This window comes from Staphylococcus sp. FSL W8-0774, assembly GCF_038006785.1.
GTDB classification, from domain to species: Bacteria; Bacillota; Bacilli; order Staphylococcales; family Staphylococcaceae; genus Staphylococcus; species Staphylococcus pasteuri.
The window spans coordinates 1-21,201 of sequence record NZ_JBBOVW010000003.1; the positions used below are offsets into that span (position 1 = coordinate 1).

Consider the following 21,201-nt stretch of genomic DNA (forward strand, 5'->3'; position numbering starts at 1 on the left):
TTGCAAGTCAAAAAGTTATGTGGATTTGTAATGTTTTATTACCTCTATTCAAATTTAATTGGAAAGAGGTTTTTTATTATGTCTCGTAAAAATATTAAAAATCAAGCTAGTCAAAATTTTTATATGCTACACAAAGCATTATTTGTTAATGAAAAATATAAAAAATTAAGTGATAGTGCCAAAGTCACTTATGCAATCCTCAATGATAGAGTTAGCTTATCAATTAAAAATAATTGGATCGATGATAATGGGGATATATATTTCATTTTTACAAACGAAAGTCTCCAGAATATATTAGATAAAAGTAAGAATACAATTACTAAAATAAAAAAAGAACTTCAAGAAGTAGGGTTACTTGAACAAATACGTACAGGATTTAATAAACCTAATAAATTATATTTGCATGATATAGAAACTAATATTAGTGTAGAAAAAAGTATTCAATCCTCATCTACAACCTATAATGACAAGGAGTCCCAAATTTTGGGACTCCAGAATCCCGAAATTTGGGACTCCAGAATCTCAAAATTTGGGACTCCAGAATCCCAAATTTTAGACCCTAATGATACTGATTATATTAAGACTGATTATATTAAGACTGAGAATAATGATACGGATGATTTGAATGATAATAAACTAAAATATCCTAGTAATCATACAAATCATTCAAATCACAACAACTCAAACTTTAATAATGAAGCTTTAAAATTCCAATTACTCGAAGAACTACCACAAAGTATTCAAAACTATCTAAGTAACTTTGAAGTAGCTGAAATTAAAATTATCAAAACTGTATTATTAAAAGCCAAAACATCTTTCAACAATACGATTGATAACTACTACTTGCTAGAAGATATGGAAATAGAAATACTTCATGTTCTTAAACGTTTTAAAGCCATGCTTATTCAAAAAAATGAAACCATTGAAGCCATGCAAGGGTACTTAATGAAATCTCTTAAGTCTGAATTTGCTGAAATGCATACCCTTAATAAACGACGTGATCATTTACCCATCACTTCTTTATTTAATCAATAATGATTCAATTAGAGAGCATCTTTAAATAGATGTTCTCTTTTTTTATTTACAAGTGGTTGCTAAGGCAACCATCTAGATCAAACGAAAGTAAGGGAGGGGATAACAAAATAACATCCACACAATGTCACAACACAGCATGCTGCTATCAAAGAAGGGAGGAAGACTTATGAGTACTAAGAAAAAGATTAAAGTTACATTTGCAATGATTAATGTTCTCTTAACTGCAGTCGAATTTTATCTTCAATGGCAATTGAGTAAATCTGAAAATGAACTGTAGTTAAGCAAAAAGGTGGGATCAAAACGTTTTTGTTTTAGTCCTATTTTTTCTATAAACAAACATTCTTCGTTTAGTAATGGCTCAAATATGTTTCATAAGAAGAAAAACAAAAAAACTCTACTTAATCATAATTGGTTGTAGAGTTTTTTTGATTTCTTTATTTAATTTTTTCGTCCTCTTTCTTTTTAGGTTCGTAACATGCCACATATATAATCAATTGTATAGTAGTAATCATCATAAAAAATGTATACCAATCATTATTATGCAAGTATAATTGATAAGTTAAGTTAGAAGTTGTTGGTAATGTACTTTCATTAATTTTAACTATCGCATTGCATAGTGGTTCAAACAGTTTCGTAGTTAAATATTCAACCTTCTCTTTACTAGCAATTTCTGTACTCTGATTTTGATGTTCATCGGGATAGCGTTCCACGTAATTATCATTTGTAATGATTGTTTCTGATGTTACTTTAATATCTCCCATTTTCACAATGCCATTATCATTAATAATTTCTGTTAAAACATCTATATTAGGAATCTTCATATTTTTTATGCTACTAATTGTATTTGTGAATTCTTGATTATATCCCCAATGACGTCTAAAGTTTTCTATCATTTTTGTATTTAACTGACTAATTTCATTAAAGTTATTGCTAACTTTAAATGCTTTTCTCAGTTTTTCTGTAAGTTCTATTGAAGTACTTTTGAAGATATCATTACTCATTAATTTTCTATATTCTGAACTATTTAAGTAGTTAGTAGTTGTGAACACATTTCTTTGTAATTGCGTATTATTTTTAACCATAGCCATTGTTTTTTGATAATTAATTAATGCTTGATTCACTATATCATCTCCCGTCATTTGAAATTTTTCTCTACTTGTAACTAATTATATAATAATTATCGACTTATTATATCTGTATTTATCTACATTAGCCTTTCTGCTTCGCACTTCGGTTCATAAATTAAAAAGTGATAAGATGAAAGAAACATATAATAACATAATTTAAAAGGAGTTAAATTAACTTATGAATTATACAATTACAGAATTAAGTCTCAGAAATCCTAATTATTTAGGCATTAGTCGAGAACTATTTATTAATGACAAATACTGTAATTTATCTTTTTTAGCTAAAATCTTATATAGTATTTTAAGTAAATTGCAATTCAGAAATGGTTATGACGAATGGACTTTAAATATGCGCAAATTAGAGAGTGAATCTAAATTAGTAGCTGAAGATATAGAACAATATTTAATTGATTTAGAAGAACTGGATTTGATTTTTACAGCAGGAGATAAAATAGTTGTTTTACAACAAAGAGAATTAGCCAAAAAAGGTATTTACAAAATGCCATCATTCTTACTAAAAGATGCTTTTGATGATTTAGATTGGTACGCTAAGATTTTATATACTATATATCGAAATAGATATTTATTTGCTATTAAAGAAAATATGGGTAATAGTGATTTTTACAATGATGAACATATACTTTATGGAATATATAAAATTAAAGATATTGTTAATGAATTAATGATTGATGAAGAAACAGTTGAGATGTACAACGAACAACTCATTCATGCACATTTACTTAACACTTCAACTACGACTAATGGGTATCTGCGTTTCTACACATACGACGTCTCCAGTGTACCTAAACAATCTAATACAAAAACAACACATCACGAAAAACAAAAATTAATTAAATATATGCCATCAAAAATAGCTTTTATTTTTCAAACGATGGATATCGAACATATTTTGAAAATACAACATGCTATGCGAAGTTATATAGCACATTACAACATCAACAATCCAAATCGCTATCTACGAAAACATGCTGATGGTATTAGTAAAATCATTCAAACAATGGCTTTAGTTGGTGATACAGATAACAAAGACGTATATACAAAGCATAATTTATGTTTCTATGTATTTAACAATGAGATGAAACGCTATTTAGATAATCCAAATCATTTTAAAACTAATAAATCACAAATTAATTATCATATTGATATATTTAATTCGATGATGTCTACAATATTATCGGATTTGAAGATTAATAAAAACGACTCGTTTAAGATTAAAAGATTACAAAATACGTTTCCCGAATTTCAGAAATCAACAATCTCTTTACTTCGATTATTTACCTTTAATGATGCAATTTTTTTAGGCAATACACTACGTGATATTATAGAAATCAACAATATATCTAATATTGACCTTACACCAGATAATTTATTTAGTTATAGCGATAATATGTCTTCTATTAATATAGCAATATGTGAAGTCAAAGGTTTATTGATACTAGCAGACCTTGAATTTTCTCATATTGCACCGTTCCTAAATGATATGCTCTTCGATAGATTTAATACGTATTATGATTGGACTACTACAGATATAGGTATTGATATTGAAAAACAATATGCCGAATTAGAAAAAGGGAATAATAGTTATAGCTTTTCAGAAGAAACGTCTTATATGGTGCAGCTATTAATACAACTGACCAATTGTAATGAGTCAGAAGAAAATACTCAGGCTATTCAACGTGTATTGTATTTGTTTTCAGGTTTTCATCGTTCAATATTACCTCTTAAATTAGAGAAGTATATGTTGTCATTAAAGCTATCCGATTTCATATATGTATTTAGAATGTTTTCATTAGGAATAGCCGATTATACACTTTCAATGAAATACAAAATGAACTTATTCCATGTAGACTTGTCATTACTGGAAGACCGTTTATTACGTTGTATTGATATTATCCTACATGTAAAAAATAGTACTAAATTAAATGATAATACAAATATATGTATTAGTATCGTAAGTGGTGAAATTTCTAAGAGTTATCAAGATGGTCATCAATACGAATATGTAAAACATACAGAAACAGAGATTACGAATTTAATCAATGAATACTTGGAAGAAGAAAAACAATAATACAACGACTAAAATCCCCTTACATCTAGCAAGGGGTTTTTAATGGTTTATATATCCTTATCTTTCTACCTTTAGATGTTTCTTCATTAGTTAGATTGACGTTCTTTTTTAATTTCCAATTGAAACATGTAAAGTTTTTCTGCACTGTCTAAAGTAAGTTTACGTTCACCACTTCTTAATCATTGTATACTAGACGTCGATACACCTGTTTGTTGATGAATATAGTAAGCCGATAAATCACTTTCTAATAATCGTTCGATAGTTTTTATAATCATTGTCTTATCAATTAACCGTTTATTTATTTGAGCGTTTTATAGATACAGAATAAAAATTAAAGCTAATGCGATAGCTAACACACCAATAGTATAGTTCAACAAAGTTTTTAACCTTATTTTCAATAATCTTGTCATTTTTATCACCTCAATTTCTCATTTTGTAATTCTTATGATTACTCACTTGTTTATTTTTTGTTTTAAAACAAAAAATAAACGGTTCTGTTGCAAAGTAAAAAAATATAGCTAACCACTAATTTATCATGTCAGTGTTCGCTTAACTTGCTAGCATGATGCTAATTTCGTGGCATGGCGAAAATCCGTAGATCTGAAGAGACCTGCGGTTCTTTTTATATAGAGCGTAAATACATTCAATACCTTTTAAAGTATTCTTTGCTGTATTGATACTTTGATACCTTGTCTTTCTTACTTTAATATGACGGTGATCTTGCTCAATGAGGTTATTCAGATATTTCGATGTACAATGACAGTCAGGTTTAAGTTTAAAACCTTTAATTACTTTAGCCATTGCTACCTTCGTTGAAGGTGCCTGATCTGTAATTACCTTTTGAGGTTTACCAAATTGTTTAATGAGACGTTTGATAAACGCATATGCTGAATGATTATCTCGTTGCTTACGCAACCCAATATCTAATGTATGTCCCTCTGCATCAATGGCACGATATAAATAGCTCCATTTTCCTTTTATTTTGATGTACGTCTCATCAATACGCCATTTGTAATAAGCTTTTTTATGCTTTTTCTTCCAAATTTGATATAAAATTGGGGCATATTCTTGAACCCAACGGTAGACCGTTGAATGATGAACGTTTACACCACGTTCCCTTAATATTTCAGATATATCACGATAACTCAATGCATATCTTAGATAGTAGCCAACGGCTACAGTGATAACATCCTTGTTAAATTGTTTATATCTGAAATAGTTCATACAGAAGACTCCTTTTTGTTAAAATTATACTATAAATTCAACTTTGCAACAGAACCCTATTAAGTTTATAGTATATAAAAATGGTATTGGTATTAATGCTAACAAAAGCATTTGTATTGGTACATGAAAGCCATTATTTTGTATAAAACCCCAAACTTTTTTTAGTCCTTGTGTTTTACTAACGCTTTCGGGTGAACTGGAGCCTAATTGTTTTATAAATTCTTCTGAAGGATGAAAAATTAAAGCAATAGGAATTGTTACTAGTAATAAAGCCGTTGATAATATAAAGGTTTTTAATGCTCTTTTAAAATAATTTTGATCTTGGATTTTAAACATAAGGAACCTCTTTTTTATTTTTGAAACGAGTGGAAACGAATTTCTTCATGTCTTGATTTTGATATCACCTGTAAAATAGCTATTAACCATTTTTCACTTTAATATTCATGGTCATTTTCACTCAAAAATGTGCTTAGTCTTTCTTCTTTTAAATATAGAATAATGCGTCCGTCATATTTATTAATATGTACATTGATATCTTCTTTTATTTTCATTAATTCTTGAATATCTATTGAAATGAAGCCATCGTCATAGTTATCTTCGTAATCTTCATCTGTGTGTTTATAAGGATATTCATTTTTTAACCATTTATATAATTTTGATACAGATTCTGTTTCATTTTCTTCTAAAGTATATGCCACTATGAAGCTTATAAAATGATAAATTAGCTCGTTACTCAACTCATTTTCATATTCACTAATATCTTCTTTAAACATACTTACTAATTCATCAATAGAATAGTTCAAATCAATGATTAATATTTCATAAGTATTTACAAAAGTATCATATTTTATATAATTTTTTACTACTGTCTTTATTGACTCATATTTTAATGACTTATCTTCTTCATCATAATATGAATTGTATATACTATCTGAATCTAAAGTGTTAATTAATGTTTTTAAGTGATCATAATATATTAAATTTAAATATTTTCTACTATTATCTAAATCTTTCTTTTCATTTAGATAATAGTCACATAAAGCTCTATATATCGCCATTAAGTCATTATTATTATCTTTTTTACTTAGTTTATAATCATATATTGCTAAAATTTTATCTTCACATGTATTATCTATATAATGCTCAGCTATATAAAAAGCTTGTTTGTAACTTATATGATCCCAACTAGTTATAAAGTGCATTAAGTATTTTGTATCTCTTATTAAAAATATTCCTTCATCAGTCGCGTCATAATAAGAGGGAAGTTCTATATTTTGTATAGAACCAAAATTTTCCTTAACACGTTGAATAAGTTTTGGTTTAGTTCCAGATATAGGAAGATTATTATTTTTAAGTAACTCTCTTAGTTGTGAAACTGTAAAATAATTCAAACTATTTTCTACATCTTTTTTTATAACTAATTTATCGTCTTCTATTAATTTTTGAATAGATTTTAATATAGATTTTTCGCCATAAGCCCTAAGTCCACTTGGAAATATTTCTTTTCCTACTTGTCTGTTTATATTTGTATGTAAAGTAATTAAATCATCAGTATTTAAATTCACAGTTTAAACCTCTTTTTAATTATAATTGCTATTTACTATTTGAATTTTTAGTATAGTAAGTTGTTTTGATTTCAACTCGAATAATTCCGCCATTTCTTCTTCAAAAATTTTTACTAAATCAAATAAAACATCGATGTTTTTTACAAATATAAAGAATTTCTAAGATATTTTAATCTCCTTTTTTATAAATCTTATCACAGAAGTTATTTAAATTTTAAATAACTTTATTTTTGATTTTGAGAGATTATTTAGAGGAAATAAAGTATATTGATACAGTTGTTTTACTCATAAATATATATCAACTTTTAAAAAGAAAATATGAGTTAAACAAATATATTTTGATTTTAAAAATCAGAATATGGATTAAAACTAGCGATTACTTTTTAGGTATCGCCAGTTACATGTAATCTAAAATTTTGCATAAAATCATTCAAAAAGTAGTTATGATTTTTAGTTCTTGCAGAGGTATTTTTCTTTTAAAACACCAAAATTTTGATTTGAACCCAAATCATGAGTTAAGAGCATAAGGGAAATTTGCCACCTTTTACAAAGGTAGGTCTGGCGAAGCCAGACATTTCAAAGGTTTCAGAGTTTTTCTTTTGGTGCCTAAATTTTGTGTTTGTACCCAAAATGTACCCCTATAAATTGCGTTTGTACCCAAAATGTTCCCCTACATATTGTGTCTGTACCCATTTTGTACCCATACTTTTTTTACGACTTTTCAATAACAAACGCTAGCTTTTTTAGCTAAAGCTCCCTATTTTTTAAAGAGATAATTTTGTTTTCGAAATGCCTAATTGCTGTAATTGAATATGTTTTTTTCTTTATCATTTGTTTGAATTAAATCGCCATCTTCAGTGTTATCTAAATTTAAAAGTTTATGTTTTTATTTAAGTAATACACCGAAACTTAGTATACGTTTTCGATATAAAATTCATTCTAAGTCATTAACAATTTCTGCATTTTTTTCATGGTTTCTTGTTAAACAATCAAACGAAATAATGGAATATTTTGATTAGTTTTTGAAGGATTTATGCGCTATTTTTTTATATGTTATACAAGCGTAAAACAAAAGTAGAATACACATTTATGCTAAGAAATTTTAATAATGTTGTGAGTCTACTTAACGAAATTTTAAGATGAATATCGTATGGTGTGAGCGATTTAGTCGACAATTTTATAAGTTTGAAAATTGTTAAGAGCTTCAAAGATCAACGTTAATACATTAATTTCAATTCTAATTCTGTGCTTATTTTACAGTTAATAAATTGAGTATTATTAAGCTAATAATTATTATTACGAGATTGATTAAGTTTATAAAAATCTTAAAGATTTTCTTGTCATTGTATTCTGGACTTTTATATAGAAGCATGTAATACATAAACAAATTTGCTGTAAACATTCCGAATATTGAAGCTAAGATTCCCAAATGAATCTCCATAAAAATAGTTTGAATAAATAATATGAGAATGAAATTATTAAAAATAATAAGATTTCATAAATTAACAGAATCATGATTTTTCTCCTATAAATTAAAGTTAAAGAAAACATAAATCATAATCAATTTTCTAATGTTCAAAGCGAAAATTTTTAGGAAATCTGTTAAATGAAATGACGCAAATTTAAGAGTATATAGGATCAAGGAAAAGCATATTAGACTTTAAAAGGTGCTAAAAAGTATTATTGGAAAGTAAGTATAAAATCAATAATTCTATTAAAAATGCAATAGTCATTAGTAAACTAGTAAATTTATTTACTTATAGTGATGTGTTTAATTACTATAATAAACTTGAAATGTACTTATAAAGTATCTCTTTTGCCTCTAGATATTATAGAAATAGATCTCACTATCATTACATAAAATGACTTATCGGAAGTTATCTGTAACTCAATTATTAGAAATGATATAATACAAAAGTCGTCGTTCACTTCTGTGCTGTATTTAGCATGGAAGGAGGTGACATCATGTTCAGTACACTATTTGTAACTATTATAGCTCCTATCATAGTAGGAGTTATACTCACGTTATTTTCTCATTGGCTGAATAATCGTGAAAAGTAATTTAGCGACGACATATAGCTAATACACCAAAAGAGCCCGATAACTATTCGCAGTAGTTATCGGGCTCGGTGTTTATCATGTTAGTACACTATTTGTTAATCAAATTATAACACTGGTTAGTAGAGGAATGCAAAGTAAAGAAAGTTCTTAGGAATCAATTTCTAATTTTTTTAATAATATTACTTAATTTTTTTAAACTTCTATTAATATCATTCTCATCAATGTATGAGTAAGAAAATCGAATGTAGTTTTTGTAGTTAGAATCATATATTTCTCCAGGTTGTATAAGTATATTTTCTTTTATAGATTCATTAAACAATTTTTTTACGTTTATTGATATAGAGAACTCAAACCAAATATAAAATGATCCACTAGGGTCATTCCAACTACCATACATAGATAAATGAGTTTTTAGGGCGTCTATAAATATATCTTTACGTTTTTTTAATTCTAATTTTAATTCAGATATATGTTTTTCATGATAAGTATTTAGCCATTTTGTGGCAATATATTGTGATATAGAACTAGCACCATAGTCATTCTGCATTTTTAAATCAGATAAGTGATTAATTACATTTTTATCTGCTACTATCCATCCAATACGCAGACCAGGACTTACCGTTTTAGATAAACTTCCTAAATATAAAACATTGTCACTATTTTTCAAAGATTTCATGGGCATCGGTCTTTTTTCATCAAACCATAAATCAGAATATATACTATCTTCAACAATAGGTATTCCGTTTTTTTGACATTGATCTATAATTTTTTGCTTTTCTTCTTTAGTATAAGTATTTTGAGTAGGATTGTGTAAAGTAGGTATACAATAAAAGGTTCTGTTGCAAAGTAAAAAATATAGCTAACCACTAATTTATCATGTCAGTGTTCGCTTAACTTGCTAGCATGATGCTAATTTCGTGGCATGGCGAAAATCCGTAGATCTGAAGAGACCTGCGGTTCTTTTTATATAGAGCGTAAATACATTCAATACCTTTTAAAGTATTCTTTGCTGTATTGATACTTTGATACCTTGTCTTTCTTACTTTAATATGACGGTGATCTTGCTCAATGAGGTTATTCAGATATTTCGATGTACAATGACAGTCAGGTTTAAGTTTAAAAGCTTTAATTACTTTAGCCATTGCTACCTTCGTTGAAGGTGACTGATCTGTAATTACCTTTTGAGGTTTACCAAATTGTTTAATGAGACGTTTGATAAACGCATATGCTGAATGATTATCTCGTTGCTTACGCAACCAAATATCTAATGTATGTCCCTCTGCATCAATGGCACGATATAAATAGCTCCATTTTCCTTTTATTTTGATGTACGTCTCATCAATACGCCATTTGTAATAAGCTTTTTTATGCTTTTTCTTCCAAATTCGATATAAAATTGGGGCATATTCTTGAACCCAACGGTAGACCGTTGAATGATGAACGTTTACACCACGTCCCCTTAATATTTCAGATATATCACGATAACTCAATGCATATCTTAGATAGTAGCCAACGGCTACAGTGATAACATCCTTGTTAAATTGTTTATATCTGAAATAGTTCATACAGAAGACTCCTTTTTGTTAAAATTATACTATAAATTCAACTTTGCAACAGAACCAAAAATTAAACCTTGATGACACAGAAGAAGGCGATTTGATTCATACAGATGATGACGAAAAAGCCGATGAAGATGGATTTTCTATTATTGCAATGTGGAATTGGGAACGGAAAAATTATTTTATTAAAGAGTAGTTCAACAAACGGGCCAGTTTGTTGAAGATTAGATGCTATAATTGTTATTAAAAGGATTGAAGGATGCTTAGGAAGACGAGTTATTAATAGCTGAATAAGAACGGTGCTCTCCAAATATTCTTATTTAGAAAAGCAAATCTAAAATTATCTGAAAAGGGAATGAGAATAGTGAATGGACCAATAATAATGACTAGAGAAGAAAGAATGAAGATTGTTCATGAAATTAAGGAACGAATATTGGATAAATATGGGGATGATGTTAAGGCTATTGGTGTTTATGGCTCTCTTGGTCGTCAGACTGATGGGCCCTATTCGGATATTGAGATGATGTGTGTCATGTCAACAGAGGAAGCAGAGTTCAGCCATGAATGGACAACCGGTGAGTGGAAGGTGGAAGTGAATTTTGATAGCGAAGAGATTCTACTAGATTATGCATCTCAGGTGGAATCAGATTGGCCGCTTACACATGGTCAATTTTTCTCTATTTTGCCGATTTATGATTCAGGTGGATACTTAGAGAAAGTGTATCAAACTGCTAAATCGGTAGAAGCCCAAACGTTCCACGATGCGATTTGTGCCCTTATCGTAGAAGAGCTGTTTGAATATGCAGGCAAATGGCGTAATATTCGTGTGCAAGGACCGACAACATTTCTACCATCCTTGACTGTACAGGTAGCAATGGCAGGTGCCATGTTGATTGGTCTGCATCATCGCATCTGTTATACGACGAGCGCTTCGGTCTTAACTGAAGCAGTTAAGCAATCAGATCTTCCTTCAGGTTATGACCATCTGTGCCAGTTCGTAATGTCTGGTCAACTTTCCGACTCTGAGAAACTTCTGGAATCGCTAGAGAATTTCTGGAATGGGATTCAGGAGTGGACAGAACGACACGGATATATAGTGGATGTGTCAAAACGCATACCATTTTGAACGATGACCTCTAATAATTGTTAATCATGTTGGTTACGTATTTATTAACTTCTCCTAGTATTAGTAATTATCATGGCTGTCATGGCGCATTAACGGAATAAAGGGTGTGCTTAAATCGGGCCATTTTGCGTAATAAGAAAAAGGATTAATTATGAGCGAATTGAATTAATAATAAGGTAATAGATTTACATTAGAAAATGAAAGGGGATTTTATGCGTGAGAATGTTACAGTCTATCCCGGCATTGCCAGTCGGGGATATTAAAAAGAGGGTTCTGTTGCAAAGTAAAAAAATATAGCTAACCACTAATTTATCATGTCAGTGTTCGCTTAACTTGCTAGCATGATGCTAATTTCGTGGCATGGCGAAAATCCGTAGATCTGAAGAGACCTGCGGTTCTTTTTATATAGAGCGTAAATACATTCAATACCTTTTAAAGTATTCTTTGCTGTATTGATACTTTGATACCTTGTCTTTCTTACTTTAATATGACGGTGATCTTGCTCAATGAGGTTATTCAGATATTTCGATGTACAATGGCAGTCAGGTTTAAGTTTAAAAGCTTTAATTACTTTAGCCATTGCTACCTTCGTTGAAGGTGCCTGATCTGTAATTACCTTTTGAGGTTTACCAAATTGTTTAATGAGACGTTTAATAAACGCATATGCTGAATGATTATCTCGTTGCTTACGCAACCAAATATCTAATGTATGTCCCTCTGCATCAATGGCACGATATAAATAGCTCCATTTTCCTTTTATTTTGATGTACGTCTCATCAATACGCCATTTGTAATAAGCTTTTTTATGCTTTTTCTTCCAAATTTGATATAAAATTGGGGCATATTCTTGAACCCAACGGTAGACCGTTGAATGATGAACGTTTACACCACGTCCCCTTAATATTTCAGATATATCACGATAACTCAATGCATATCTTAGATAGTAGCCAACGGCTACAGTGATAACATCCTTGTTAAATTGTTTATATCTGAAATAGTTCATACAGAAGACTCCTTTTTGTTAAAATTATACTATAAATTCAACTTTGCAACAGAACCAACAATAAACTAAACAAGTATAATTATTGAAAAATTAAATATTTAAGGTGTATGTATATTTTAAGTACACCCTAATCATACAAAGAGAGTTATTGAATTTATAATAACTTAAACGTATGATTAGGGTGTATATTAATTGTGGAGTGAAAATGAATGATTATAGGTTATGCAAGAGTATCTTCGGTAGATCAGAATTTAGAGAGACAGCTAGATAATTTGAAAACATTTGGCGTAGAGAAAATATTTACAGAGAAACAATCGGGAAAGTCAGTAGAAAATAGACCCGTATTTCAAGAAGCACTTAACTTTGTGAGAATGGGCGATAGATTTGTAGTAGAATCGATTGATCGCTTAGGTCGTAATTATGATGAAGTGATTAACACAGTTAATTATTTAAAGGATAAAGAAGTTCAATTGATGATTACTAGTTTACCTATGATGAATGAAGTGATTGGTAATCCACTATTAGATAAATTTATGAAAGATTTAATCGTTCAAATCTTAGCAATGGTTTCAGAACAAGAACGAAATGAAAGTAAACGTAGACAAGCACAAGGTATTCAAGTTGCGAAAGAAAAAGGTGTGTATAAAGGACGCCCTTTACTATATTCACCTAATGCTAAAGATCCTCAAAAACGTATTATCTACCATCGTGTTGTTGAAATGTTAGAAGAAGGCAAAGCAATTAGTAAGATTGCGAAAGAGGTTAATATCACAAGACAGACAGTTTATAGAATTAAAAATGGTAAGGGATTATCTTGATAAATGGATTGTTAATGCAAATGAGATCTTCTCACAGCGTCCTAAATTATATGTTATTCATCTATTATGAGATTCTAATAATAAGACAAGAAAAGAGAGTGCGAATTCGCACTCTCCTTTTGTGTAGTACTATTGAAATTTTGTCTTAAAAACGAACGTAATTTAGAAATAATATTTATTGGTATTTCAAGAATATATATATAATTATTTACTAAGTCCATTTAAAAAAATTTGAGAGAACTTGTTCATAAGTTTAATTCTTTCATTAATATTTTGTTCATGTGTAAAGGTAACAATTCCATTAACAGCGTTTGCTGCTATTTTACTAACAGCATTAACATCATTAATACACCATTCGCCATTTAAATTACCCTCCTTAAAAATTACATGATAAGCATCTATATATTTGTTTTCTAATTTATTCATTTTTTCATTAATGCTATTAGTTTTATAATATTCAGTGCAAAATTCAATTATTGCGTTTTGAAGTGGATAATAGTATTCGGTTGTTAAAGATAGTTCATTATATAAATAAAATTTTTCTCTATTAGTTTTACATTTGATTTGTTCCTTTTTCCACTGTTCTTGCCATTTAGATTCTTCTATATTTAAAATTTCTAAAAATAGATTTTCTTTTGTTTTAAAGTGATAATAAAGATTCCCTTTACTACTTTCTGATAATTTAACAATTTCTCCAGTAGTAGTGGCATTATATCCATTTTTTATAAATAATTCCTTTGCGACACCTAGTATTTTATCTTTCAAGTTCATCACGCCTTTAATGAGTATTAAGTACTATCAATGATAGCACAAAAAATTCAAAGAATAATTGTATAACACAATACAGCCATTTAAATTTCGCAAGATTTTTTGTTGTAATATGTAAAAAAATAGATTACAATCCTTATAGACCGATCGCACGGTCTATAAGGATTGGAGGGAACTTAAATGATTTCATTTTTTACAAAAACTACTGATATGATGACATCAAAAAAAAGATGGACTGCACTAGTAGTATTAGCTGTTAGTTTGTTTGTTGTTACAATGGATATGACAATATTAATTATGGCTTTACCGGAATTAGTAAGAGAGTTAGAGCCTTCTGGTACCCAACAGTTATGGATAGTTGATATATACTCTCTTGTTTTAGCTGGCTTTATAATTCCATTGAGTGCCTTTGCTGATAAATGGGGAAGAAAAAAAGCATTATTAACTGGATTTGCTTTATTTGGCCTCGTTTCATTAGCTATATTTTTCGCAGAAAGTGCAGAGTTCGTAATAGCTATTCGATTTTTACTTGGTATTGCAGGTGCTTTAATAATGCCAACTACTCTTTCAATGATAAGAGTAATTTTTGAAAACCCTAAAGAAAGGGCCACTGCATTAGCTGTATGGTCAATCGCTTCATCGATAGGTGCTGTTTTTGGACCAATTATCGGAGGAGCTTTACTTGAGCAATTTTCATGGCACTCGGCATTTTTAATTAATGTACCGTTTGCGATAATAGCAGTTGTAGCAGGTTTATTTTTATTACCAGAGTCTAAGTTATCAAAAGAAAAGTCTCACTCGTGGGATATTCCTTCTACAATTTTATCAATTGCAGGCATGATTGGACTGGTATGGAGTATCAAAGAATTTTCAAAAGAAGGACTAGCAGATATTATTCCATGGGTTGTAATAGTATTAGCAATTACCATGATAGTGATATTTGTTAAACGTAATTTATCAAGTTCTGATCCAATGTTAGACGTAAGACTTTTTAAAAAGAGATCATTTTCAGCTGGTACAATTGCTGCATTTATGACAATGTTTGCAATGGCATCTGTTTTGTTATTAGCTTCACAATGGTTACAGGTTGTGGAAGAACTTTCTCCTTTTAAAGCTGGCTTATACCTATTACCTATGGCAATAGGAGATATGGTGTTTGCACCAATTGCACCCGGATTAGCGGCGCGATTTGGACCGAAAATAGTGTTACCTTCCGGAATTGGAATTGCAGCCATTGGCATGTTTATTATGTATTTCTTTGGTCATCCATTATCATATTCTACAATGGCTTTAGCATTAATTTTAGTTGGAGCTGGTATGGCTTCACTAGCAGTTGCATCTGCTCTAATAATGTTAGAAACACCTACATCAAAAGCAGGTAATGCAGCTGCTGTTGAAGAGTCTATGTATGACCTTGGAAATGTTTTTGGTGTAGCAGTACTTGGTAGCCTATCTTCTATGCTTTATCGTGTATTTTTAGATATTTCATCTTTTTCATCAAAAGGTATAGTTGGAGATTTAGCTCATGTAGCTGAAGAATCTGTAGTGGGCGCTGTCGAAGTAGCTAAAGCTACGGGGATAAAACAGCTTGCAAACGAGGCTGTAACATCATTTAATGATGCTTTTGTAGCAACTGCTTTAGTAGGTGGGATTATCATGATTATCATTTCAATAGTTGTCTATTTGTTAATTCCCAAATCACTTGATATAACTAAACAAAAATAGTACTAAACATATATTTTTAGATATTGTAGATTAGTTTATTTTTAAAATTAGTAATAGTTAAAAAGGGAGTGGGACAGAAATAATATTTTCTCAAAATTTATTTCGTTGTATTACCCCGGCAAGGATGACTAGGTTTGAAAAAAGCTTGATTCAAGCGCATTTTCAAATCAGTCAGCTTCTGACAAAATGATAAAATAGGCTGAGACATTTTATTTTGTCCCAGCCTATTTCCTATATGACCAGGTAATAATATTGCTTTATAATTATGAAGCAAAAATGGTAAAATAATAACGTTAGATTAGTCTACATTGTTTGTACAGTGAGATTAAGATATAAAAAACGATGATTAAGGAGTTATTTCGAATGATTAATCTTGAAAATAAAACCTTCGTAATTATGGGTATTGCTAATAAACGTAGTATCGGATTTGGCGTTGCAAAGGTATTAGATCAATTAGGGGCTAAACTTGTTTTCACTTATCGTAAAGACCGTAGCCGCAAAGAATTAGAAAAATTATTAGAACAATTAAACCAAGAAGAGCCAAAATTATATCAAATCGATGTTCAAAAAGATGAAGATGTAGTAAATGGTTTTGCTAAAATTGGCGAAGAAGTAGGCAATATTGATGGCGTATATCACTCTATCGCATTTGCAAATATTGAAGACTTACGTGGACGTTTCTCTGAAACATCACGTGAAGGTTTCTTACTTGCGCAAGATATCAGTTCATATTCATTAACAATTGTTGCGCACGAAGCGAAGAAAATAATGCCAAACGGTGGTAGTATTGTTGCAACAACATACCTTGGTGGTGAATTTGCCGTTCAAAACTATAATGTGATGGGTGTAGCTAAAGCAAGTTTAGAAGCTAATGTTAAATATTTAGCTTATGATTTAGGCCCGGACAACATTCGAGTAAATGCTATTTCTGCTGGTCCAATTCGTACGTTAAGTGCTAAAGGTGTTGGTGGTTGCAACACAATCCTTAAAGAAATTGAAGAACGTGCACCATTAAGACGAAATGTGGATCAAGAAGAAGTAGGTAAAACAGCTGCTTACTTATTGAGTGATTTCTCAAGTGGCGTAACTGGTGAGAATATCCATGTAGATAGTGGTTTCCACGCAATAAAATAATAAATTAAATCAATTGAGTCTGGGACATAAACCCTAGAGAAATAGCCAGTAAATGAGTTTTAACAAATTCATTTACTGGCTTCTTTATTTACAATACTCCGTATTGTTGGCTCGCTTTCTTAGGGGACAGCTTCAGCCTGTAGTCTTCAGCTTGTCCTGTTCCCTCAAGAGTCTCGCCAAAATACTTTGTATTTATATGTAATTTTACATTGTAATACTTTAAAAAAATAAAGCACTTTCGTATAATTTAATAAACATCACTAAACTAAATTAACGAGGTGCCTTATGTATAAAAATTATAACATGACTCAACTTACTCTACCAATGGAAACTTCAGTTCTTATCCCCACAAATGATATTTCACGACATGTAAATGATATTGTTGAAACAATTCATGACAATGAATTCGACGAATTCAGACATCACCGTGGTGCAACTTCGTACCATCCTAAAATGATGTTAAAAGTGATTCTATATGCCTACACACAATCTGTATTCTCAGGTCGTAAAATAGAAAAAATGCTTAATGATAGCATCCGAATGATGTGGCTATCACAAAATCAAAAACCTTCTTATAAAACAATTAATCGATTTAGAGTAAATCCAAAAGTAGATGCTTTATTAGAATCTTTATTTATTCAATTTTACAGTCAGTGTGTAAAACAAAATCTTATAGATGATAAAGCTATTTTTATTGATGGTACAAAAATTGAAGCAAATGCCAATCGATATACATTTGTATGGAAAAAGAGTATTCAAAACCATGAATCAAAGATGAATGAGGATTCTAAAGCCCTCTACCATGAATTGGTAACCAATAAAATCATACCGGAAATTAAAAAAGATCATGATAATGAATTAACAAAAGAAGAAATAGATTTGATTGGTAGTCACTTAGATAAAGAAATCGAAGATTTAAACCAACATATCAACAATGAAAAATGTACTAAAACAAGAAAACAAATACGTCTCAAAAGAACTAAAATCAAAAAATACAAAAAGCAAATCAATGATTATTTTGAGCGAAAGTATCGATACGAATTTCAAAAATCTATTTTAAAGGATAGAAATAGTTATTCTAAGACAGATCATGATGCGACATTTATGAGAATGAAAGAAGATCACATGAAAAATGGACAACTTAAGCCAGGGTATAATTTACAAATAGCGACAAATTCCCAATTTGTTTTATCTTATAATGTGTATCAAAATCCAACGGATACTAGAACGATGATTCCATTTTTAAATTCAATTCAAGAGACCTACGGTCATTTACCTGAATATATTGTAGCTGATGCAGGTTATGGTAGTGAATCAAATTATAAGGCAATTATAGATGACTTTAATCGAACGCCACTCATAACATATGGAATGTTTATAAAAGATAAAACTAAAAAATATAAAAGTGACATCTTTAATACTCAAAATTGGAACTATGACGAAATTAATGACGAATTCATTTGTCCGAATAATAAACGGCTAGGTTTTAAAAGATATGCCTATCGTCATGATAAGTATGGTTATAAGCGAGACTTCAAATTATATGAATGTGATGATTGTTCAGAATGTCCTCTGAAAAATCAATGTATGAACTTCAATTCAAAAACAAACAAAAAAATAATGAAGAATTATAACTGGGAATATTTTAAATCCCAAATTAACAAAAAGCTTTCAGAACCAGAAACAAAAAATATCTACAGTCAAAGAAAAATTGATGTGGAACCTGTTTTTGGATTTATGAAGGCTATTTTGGGTTTCACTCGGATGTCTGTCCGAGGACTCAATAAAGTCAAAAGAGAACTTGGTTTTGTATTAATGGCACTTAATATAAGAAAAGTAGTAGCTCAACGAGCTGAAAATAATCAAAAAATTTATAAAAAAGACAATTTCTATATTATTTCAATAGAAATTGTCTTTTTTTCACTTATCCAAGAACTTTATGTCCCGGACTCTTTTTTATTATTAAGTAAAATTATAAAAGACAATTTCTTAAATTAATAATATGATATACCTATATCTAATAATTTATTAGTATTAATAAACCTTGAAAGGATGATTAACTGATGAATAGAGCAGATATTTTTAAAATATTTGATGTAGAACTTAATATAACTATATTTTTAGGAGCACTAGTAGCAACTTTCATCTATTTTATAAGTTACATGAACAATGTAAATGAATTAATTACATTATGCTTAACATTAGCTTTTCCTGCATATTTATTAAAAATTAGCAGATCGTTCGAGGTTATTTTATTAGAGGAAAAAATAAAAAATAGTAAAATCAAAATCTGTGACAAAGATAGAATTGAACGAGAGATACTGGTGAAAAAGAACCTAATAGATGAACTATTGTTTCCTAATAGAGTTATTAAAAAATATACACTGACAATTTTAATTTACAGTATAGGTATTATTATTCTTTTACTACTTTGTAATATGTTAAGTTATGGAATTGGTGAAAATGTCAATTTTATCTGGAGATTACTAGCTTGTTATGTAACGAGTGTCACAGTGATTATAGTTGCCTTGATTATAATGATAATGATATTTGATCTTATAATTGGATTACTATTAAATTTTCAAATATTTTTAAAAAATAAAAAGTATGATGACTTTTTATAATTATTCGATTTATATAATGAAAAATTAAATGATTAAACATAGAAACCTCAAAACAAACCATATTTAATAGAGTTTATGGCGCCTTATACAAATAAAGGCTATGCTGTTAAAGAATTATGTAGCTATCTTCAGATTAATATGGATGATGTTTATACTATTGGCGATAGAAAATTGATTTACCTATGTTTAATACCCTAGATAATTCTTCTGATAATTTAGTTTTTGTTAGAGTTTAACATAACTGATGATTATCAGAAGTCCTGTCATTATAAAAGGTGTATCAAGAGTTTATAAACTCTTGATACACCTTTTACATTCCTTTTTAATTACCAAACAGTCTACTCCAAAAACTTTTTTTAGAATAATTTTCGTTTCTTATATCCTCTTTCTGATCACCATCTGTTTTATCACTTTTTTGTGATTCACTATCTTGTTGTTTATCCTCATGTTTATCTTTACTTTCATCACTGAACTGAGAAACTATTTTTTCTTTTTGATTATCTGAGTCACTATTTATAGAATCCATATTGTCCATTGTTTCTTGAACTTCAATGTCCTGTCTTTTATTAGCAGAATAATTAAGTTGCTTTTCTTCTTCTAACTTAGACTCTAACTTTTGTATTTTTTTGTTACTTTCCAATGCTAATACTTGTTGGTTTTCAAGTAATTTCGACCTTTCTTGTAATTCTTTCCTATAAAATTCTATTGTCGTTTCATGACGTTTTTCTTGTTTTTCAAGTTGCTTATTTAAAGTATCTATTTGCTTTTCAAGTAGTTCAATTATTTGAACATCATATTTAGATTCATTTTTTGTATTATCTATTTTAACTTTTTCTGAGCTTGTGTTAGTACTTTCAAATCCATATTTCTTTTTATTTCGGATTACTCTTTGAATAACCTTTTCTACATCAACATCATTTTTAATGAATGAAGTATTATCCTGTTTTATTGTTTCTATATTCAATCTTTTTATATTATTAAACACAGTCTGTTTACTAACTTCCAATTCTTCACTGATTTGTTTAACACTCTTCATATCTTCAACCCTTTATAAATACTTTATCAACCCTTTATAAGAAAATTCTATCACAAATGCTTTTATAAAGGTATCTTTATAAAAAATAAAAACCCTTTATAAACATTTGATAACAATTCCGTCAAGTGTTTATAAAGGGTTTTTAAGTGAAATTATAATATCTTTTATATGTTCTTTTTTAATGATATAATATTCATAATACGTTTTAGTCCCAACTACTGGTAATAGTTGGGACTTGGTAATAAAACGTTACAATACGTTAGCTATTTAATTTGATATATGTATTATATACAACAATATCTACAGT

The 21,201-nt window shown here is 29.3% G+C and carries 17 protein-coding genes and 4 pseudogenes; 11 read left to right on the plus strand and 10 right to left on the minus strand.

Annotated features, from left to right (window positions below; genetic code table 11):
* Nucleotides 1-78: 78 nt before the first annotated feature.
* Nucleotides 79-1,035 (plus strand): replication initiator protein A, encoded by a 957-nt coding sequence (locus NSQ15_RS12260; RefSeq protein ID WP_002447743.1) that lies wholly within the window; start codon nt 79-81, stop codon nt 1,033-1,035.
* A gap of 434 nt (nt 1,036-1,469) precedes the next feature.
* Here the strand turns inward: NSQ15_RS12260 and NSQ15_RS12265 are convergent, their stop codons facing one another.
* Complete coding sequence (locus NSQ15_RS12265; protein WP_002495693.1) at nt 1,470-2,156, minus strand: hypothetical protein; 687 nt, start codon at nt 2,154-2,156, stop codon at nt 1,470-1,472.
* A 184-nt stretch (nt 2,157-2,340) separates the two neighbouring features.
* Here NSQ15_RS12265 and NSQ15_RS12270 point away from each other — a divergent pair, with 184 nt between their 5' ends.
* The gene (locus tag NSQ15_RS12270; protein WP_002447747.1) at nt 2,341-4,251 is read left to right on the plus strand and encodes a hypothetical protein; all 1,911 of its coding nucleotides are present in this window, start codon (nt 2,341-2,343) and stop codon (nt 4,249-4,251) included.
* A gap of 549 nt (nt 4,252-4,800) precedes the next feature.
* Here NSQ15_RS12270 and NSQ15_RS12275 read toward each other — a convergent pair.
* The 4 genes and pseudogenes from NSQ15_RS12275 to NSQ15_RS12290 all read right to left on the minus strand — a co-directional run.
* On the minus strand, nt 4,801-5,475 hold the full coding sequence (locus NSQ15_RS12275) for an IS6-like element IS257 family transposase (RefSeq protein ID WP_002495692.1): 675 nt from the start codon (nt 5,473-5,475) through the stop codon (nt 4,801-4,803).
* Nucleotides 5,476-5,499: 24 nt separating this feature from the next.
* A complete protein-coding gene (locus tag NSQ15_RS12280) occupies nt 5,500-5,811 on the minus strand; it encodes a hypothetical protein (protein ID WP_002495691.1) in 312 nt (103 codons plus the stop codon).
* A 98-nt stretch (nt 5,812-5,909) separates the two neighbouring features.
* Nucleotides 5,910-7,040: an SAP domain-containing protein gene (locus NSQ15_RS12285; protein WP_002495690.1), complete on the minus strand. Its 1,131-nt coding sequence runs from the start codon at nt 7,038-7,040 to the stop codon at nt 5,910-5,912.
* Between the two features lie 747 nt (nt 7,041-7,787).
* Nucleotides 7,788-8,055, minus strand: a pseudogene (locus tag NSQ15_RS12290) (protein rep); the annotation flags it as partial.
* A gap of 950 nt (nt 8,056-9,005) precedes the next feature.
* Here NSQ15_RS12290 and NSQ15_RS12300 point away from each other — a divergent pair.
* Nucleotides 9,006-9,101: a type I toxin-antitoxin system Fst family toxin gene (locus NSQ15_RS12300; RefSeq protein ID WP_000493114.1), complete on the plus strand. Its 96-nt coding sequence runs from the start codon at nt 9,006-9,008 to the stop codon at nt 9,099-9,101.
* Between the two features lie 154 nt (nt 9,102-9,255).
* Here NSQ15_RS12300 and NSQ15_RS12305 read toward each other — a convergent pair.
* Together NSQ15_RS12305 and NSQ15_RS12310 are read right to left on the minus strand one after the other, a co-directional pair.
* A pseudogene (locus NSQ15_RS12305) lies at nt 9,256-9,942 on the minus strand (aminotransferase-like domain-containing protein); the annotation flags it as partial.
* Between the two features lie 49 nt (nt 9,943-9,991).
* Entirely contained in the window at nt 9,992-10,666 is a 675-nt protein-coding gene (locus tag NSQ15_RS12310) for an IS6-like element IS257 family transposase (protein ID WP_002495688.1), read from the minus strand.
* A gap of 43 nt (nt 10,667-10,709) precedes the next feature.
* Here NSQ15_RS12310 and NSQ15_RS12315 point away from each other — a divergent pair, with 43 nt between their 5' ends.
* Complete coding sequence (locus tag NSQ15_RS12315; RefSeq protein ID WP_001817822.1) at nt 10,710-10,856, plus strand: hypothetical protein; 147 nt, start codon at nt 10,710-10,712, stop codon at nt 10,854-10,856.
* Between the two features lie 168 nt (nt 10,857-11,024).
* Nucleotides 11,025-11,786 (plus strand): aminoglycoside O-nucleotidyltransferase ANT(4')-Ia, encoded by a 762-nt coding sequence (gene aadD1 / locus NSQ15_RS12320; protein WP_001014230.1) that lies wholly within the window; start codon nt 11,025-11,027, stop codon nt 11,784-11,786.
* 328 nt (nt 11,787-12,114) lie between these two features.
* Here the strand turns inward: aadD1 and NSQ15_RS12325 are convergent, their stop codons facing one another.
* Entirely contained in the window at nt 12,115-12,789 is a 675-nt protein-coding gene (locus NSQ15_RS12325; RefSeq protein ID WP_001106019.1) for an IS6-like element IS257 family transposase, read from the minus strand.
* A gap of 209 nt (nt 12,790-12,998) precedes the next feature.
* Here NSQ15_RS12325 and NSQ15_RS12330 point away from each other — a divergent pair, with 209 nt between their 5' ends.
* The gene (locus tag NSQ15_RS12330; RefSeq protein WP_000583537.1) at nt 12,999-13,607 is read left to right on the plus strand and encodes a recombinase family protein; all 609 of its coding nucleotides are present in this window, start codon (nt 12,999-13,001) and stop codon (nt 13,605-13,607) included.
* A 204-nt stretch (nt 13,608-13,811) separates the two neighbouring features.
* On the opposite strand, the gene qacR is transcribed toward NSQ15_RS12330, so the two are convergent.
* Complete coding sequence (gene qacR, locus NSQ15_RS12335; protein ID WP_001832666.1) at nt 13,812-14,378, minus strand: multidrug-binding transcriptional regulator QacR; 567 nt, start codon at nt 14,376-14,378, stop codon at nt 13,812-13,814.
* 177 nt (nt 14,379-14,555) lie between these two features.
* On the opposite strand from qacR, the gene NSQ15_RS12340 reads away from it, so the two are divergent.
* The 5 genes and pseudogenes from NSQ15_RS12340 to NSQ15_RS12535 all read left to right on the plus strand — a co-directional run.
* Nucleotides 14,556-16,100: a quaternary ammonium compound efflux MFS transporter QacA gene (locus NSQ15_RS12340; RefSeq protein WP_000622776.1), complete on the plus strand. Its 1,545-nt coding sequence runs from the start codon at nt 14,556-14,558 to the stop codon at nt 16,098-16,100.
* Nucleotides 16,101-16,463: 363 nt separating this feature from the next.
* The gene (gene fabI, locus NSQ15_RS12345) at nt 16,464-17,234 is read left to right on the plus strand and encodes an enoyl-ACP reductase FabI (protein ID WP_000609031.1); all 771 of its coding nucleotides are present in this window, start codon (nt 16,464-16,466) and stop codon (nt 17,232-17,234) included.
* 285 nt (nt 17,235-17,519) lie between these two features.
* A pseudogene (locus NSQ15_RS12350) lies at nt 17,520-19,200 on the plus strand (IS1182 family transposase).
* 97 nt (nt 19,201-19,297) lie between these two features.
* Entirely contained in the window at nt 19,298-19,858 is a 561-nt protein-coding gene (locus NSQ15_RS12355) for a hypothetical protein (RefSeq protein WP_001077893.1), read from the plus strand.
* A 63-nt stretch (nt 19,859-19,921) separates the two neighbouring features.
* Nucleotides 19,922-20,056 (plus strand): annotated as a pseudogene (locus NSQ15_RS12535) (HAD hydrolase family protein); the annotation flags it as partial.
* Nucleotides 20,057-20,180: 124 nt separating this feature from the next.
* Here the strand turns inward: NSQ15_RS12535 and NSQ15_RS12360 are convergent.
* Nucleotides 20,181-20,894, minus strand: coding sequence for a DUF536 domain-containing protein (locus NSQ15_RS12360; protein ID WP_002447742.1), 714 nt, complete (start codon nt 20,892-20,894; stop codon nt 20,181-20,183).
* Nucleotides 20,895-21,201: the final 307 nt, after the last annotated feature.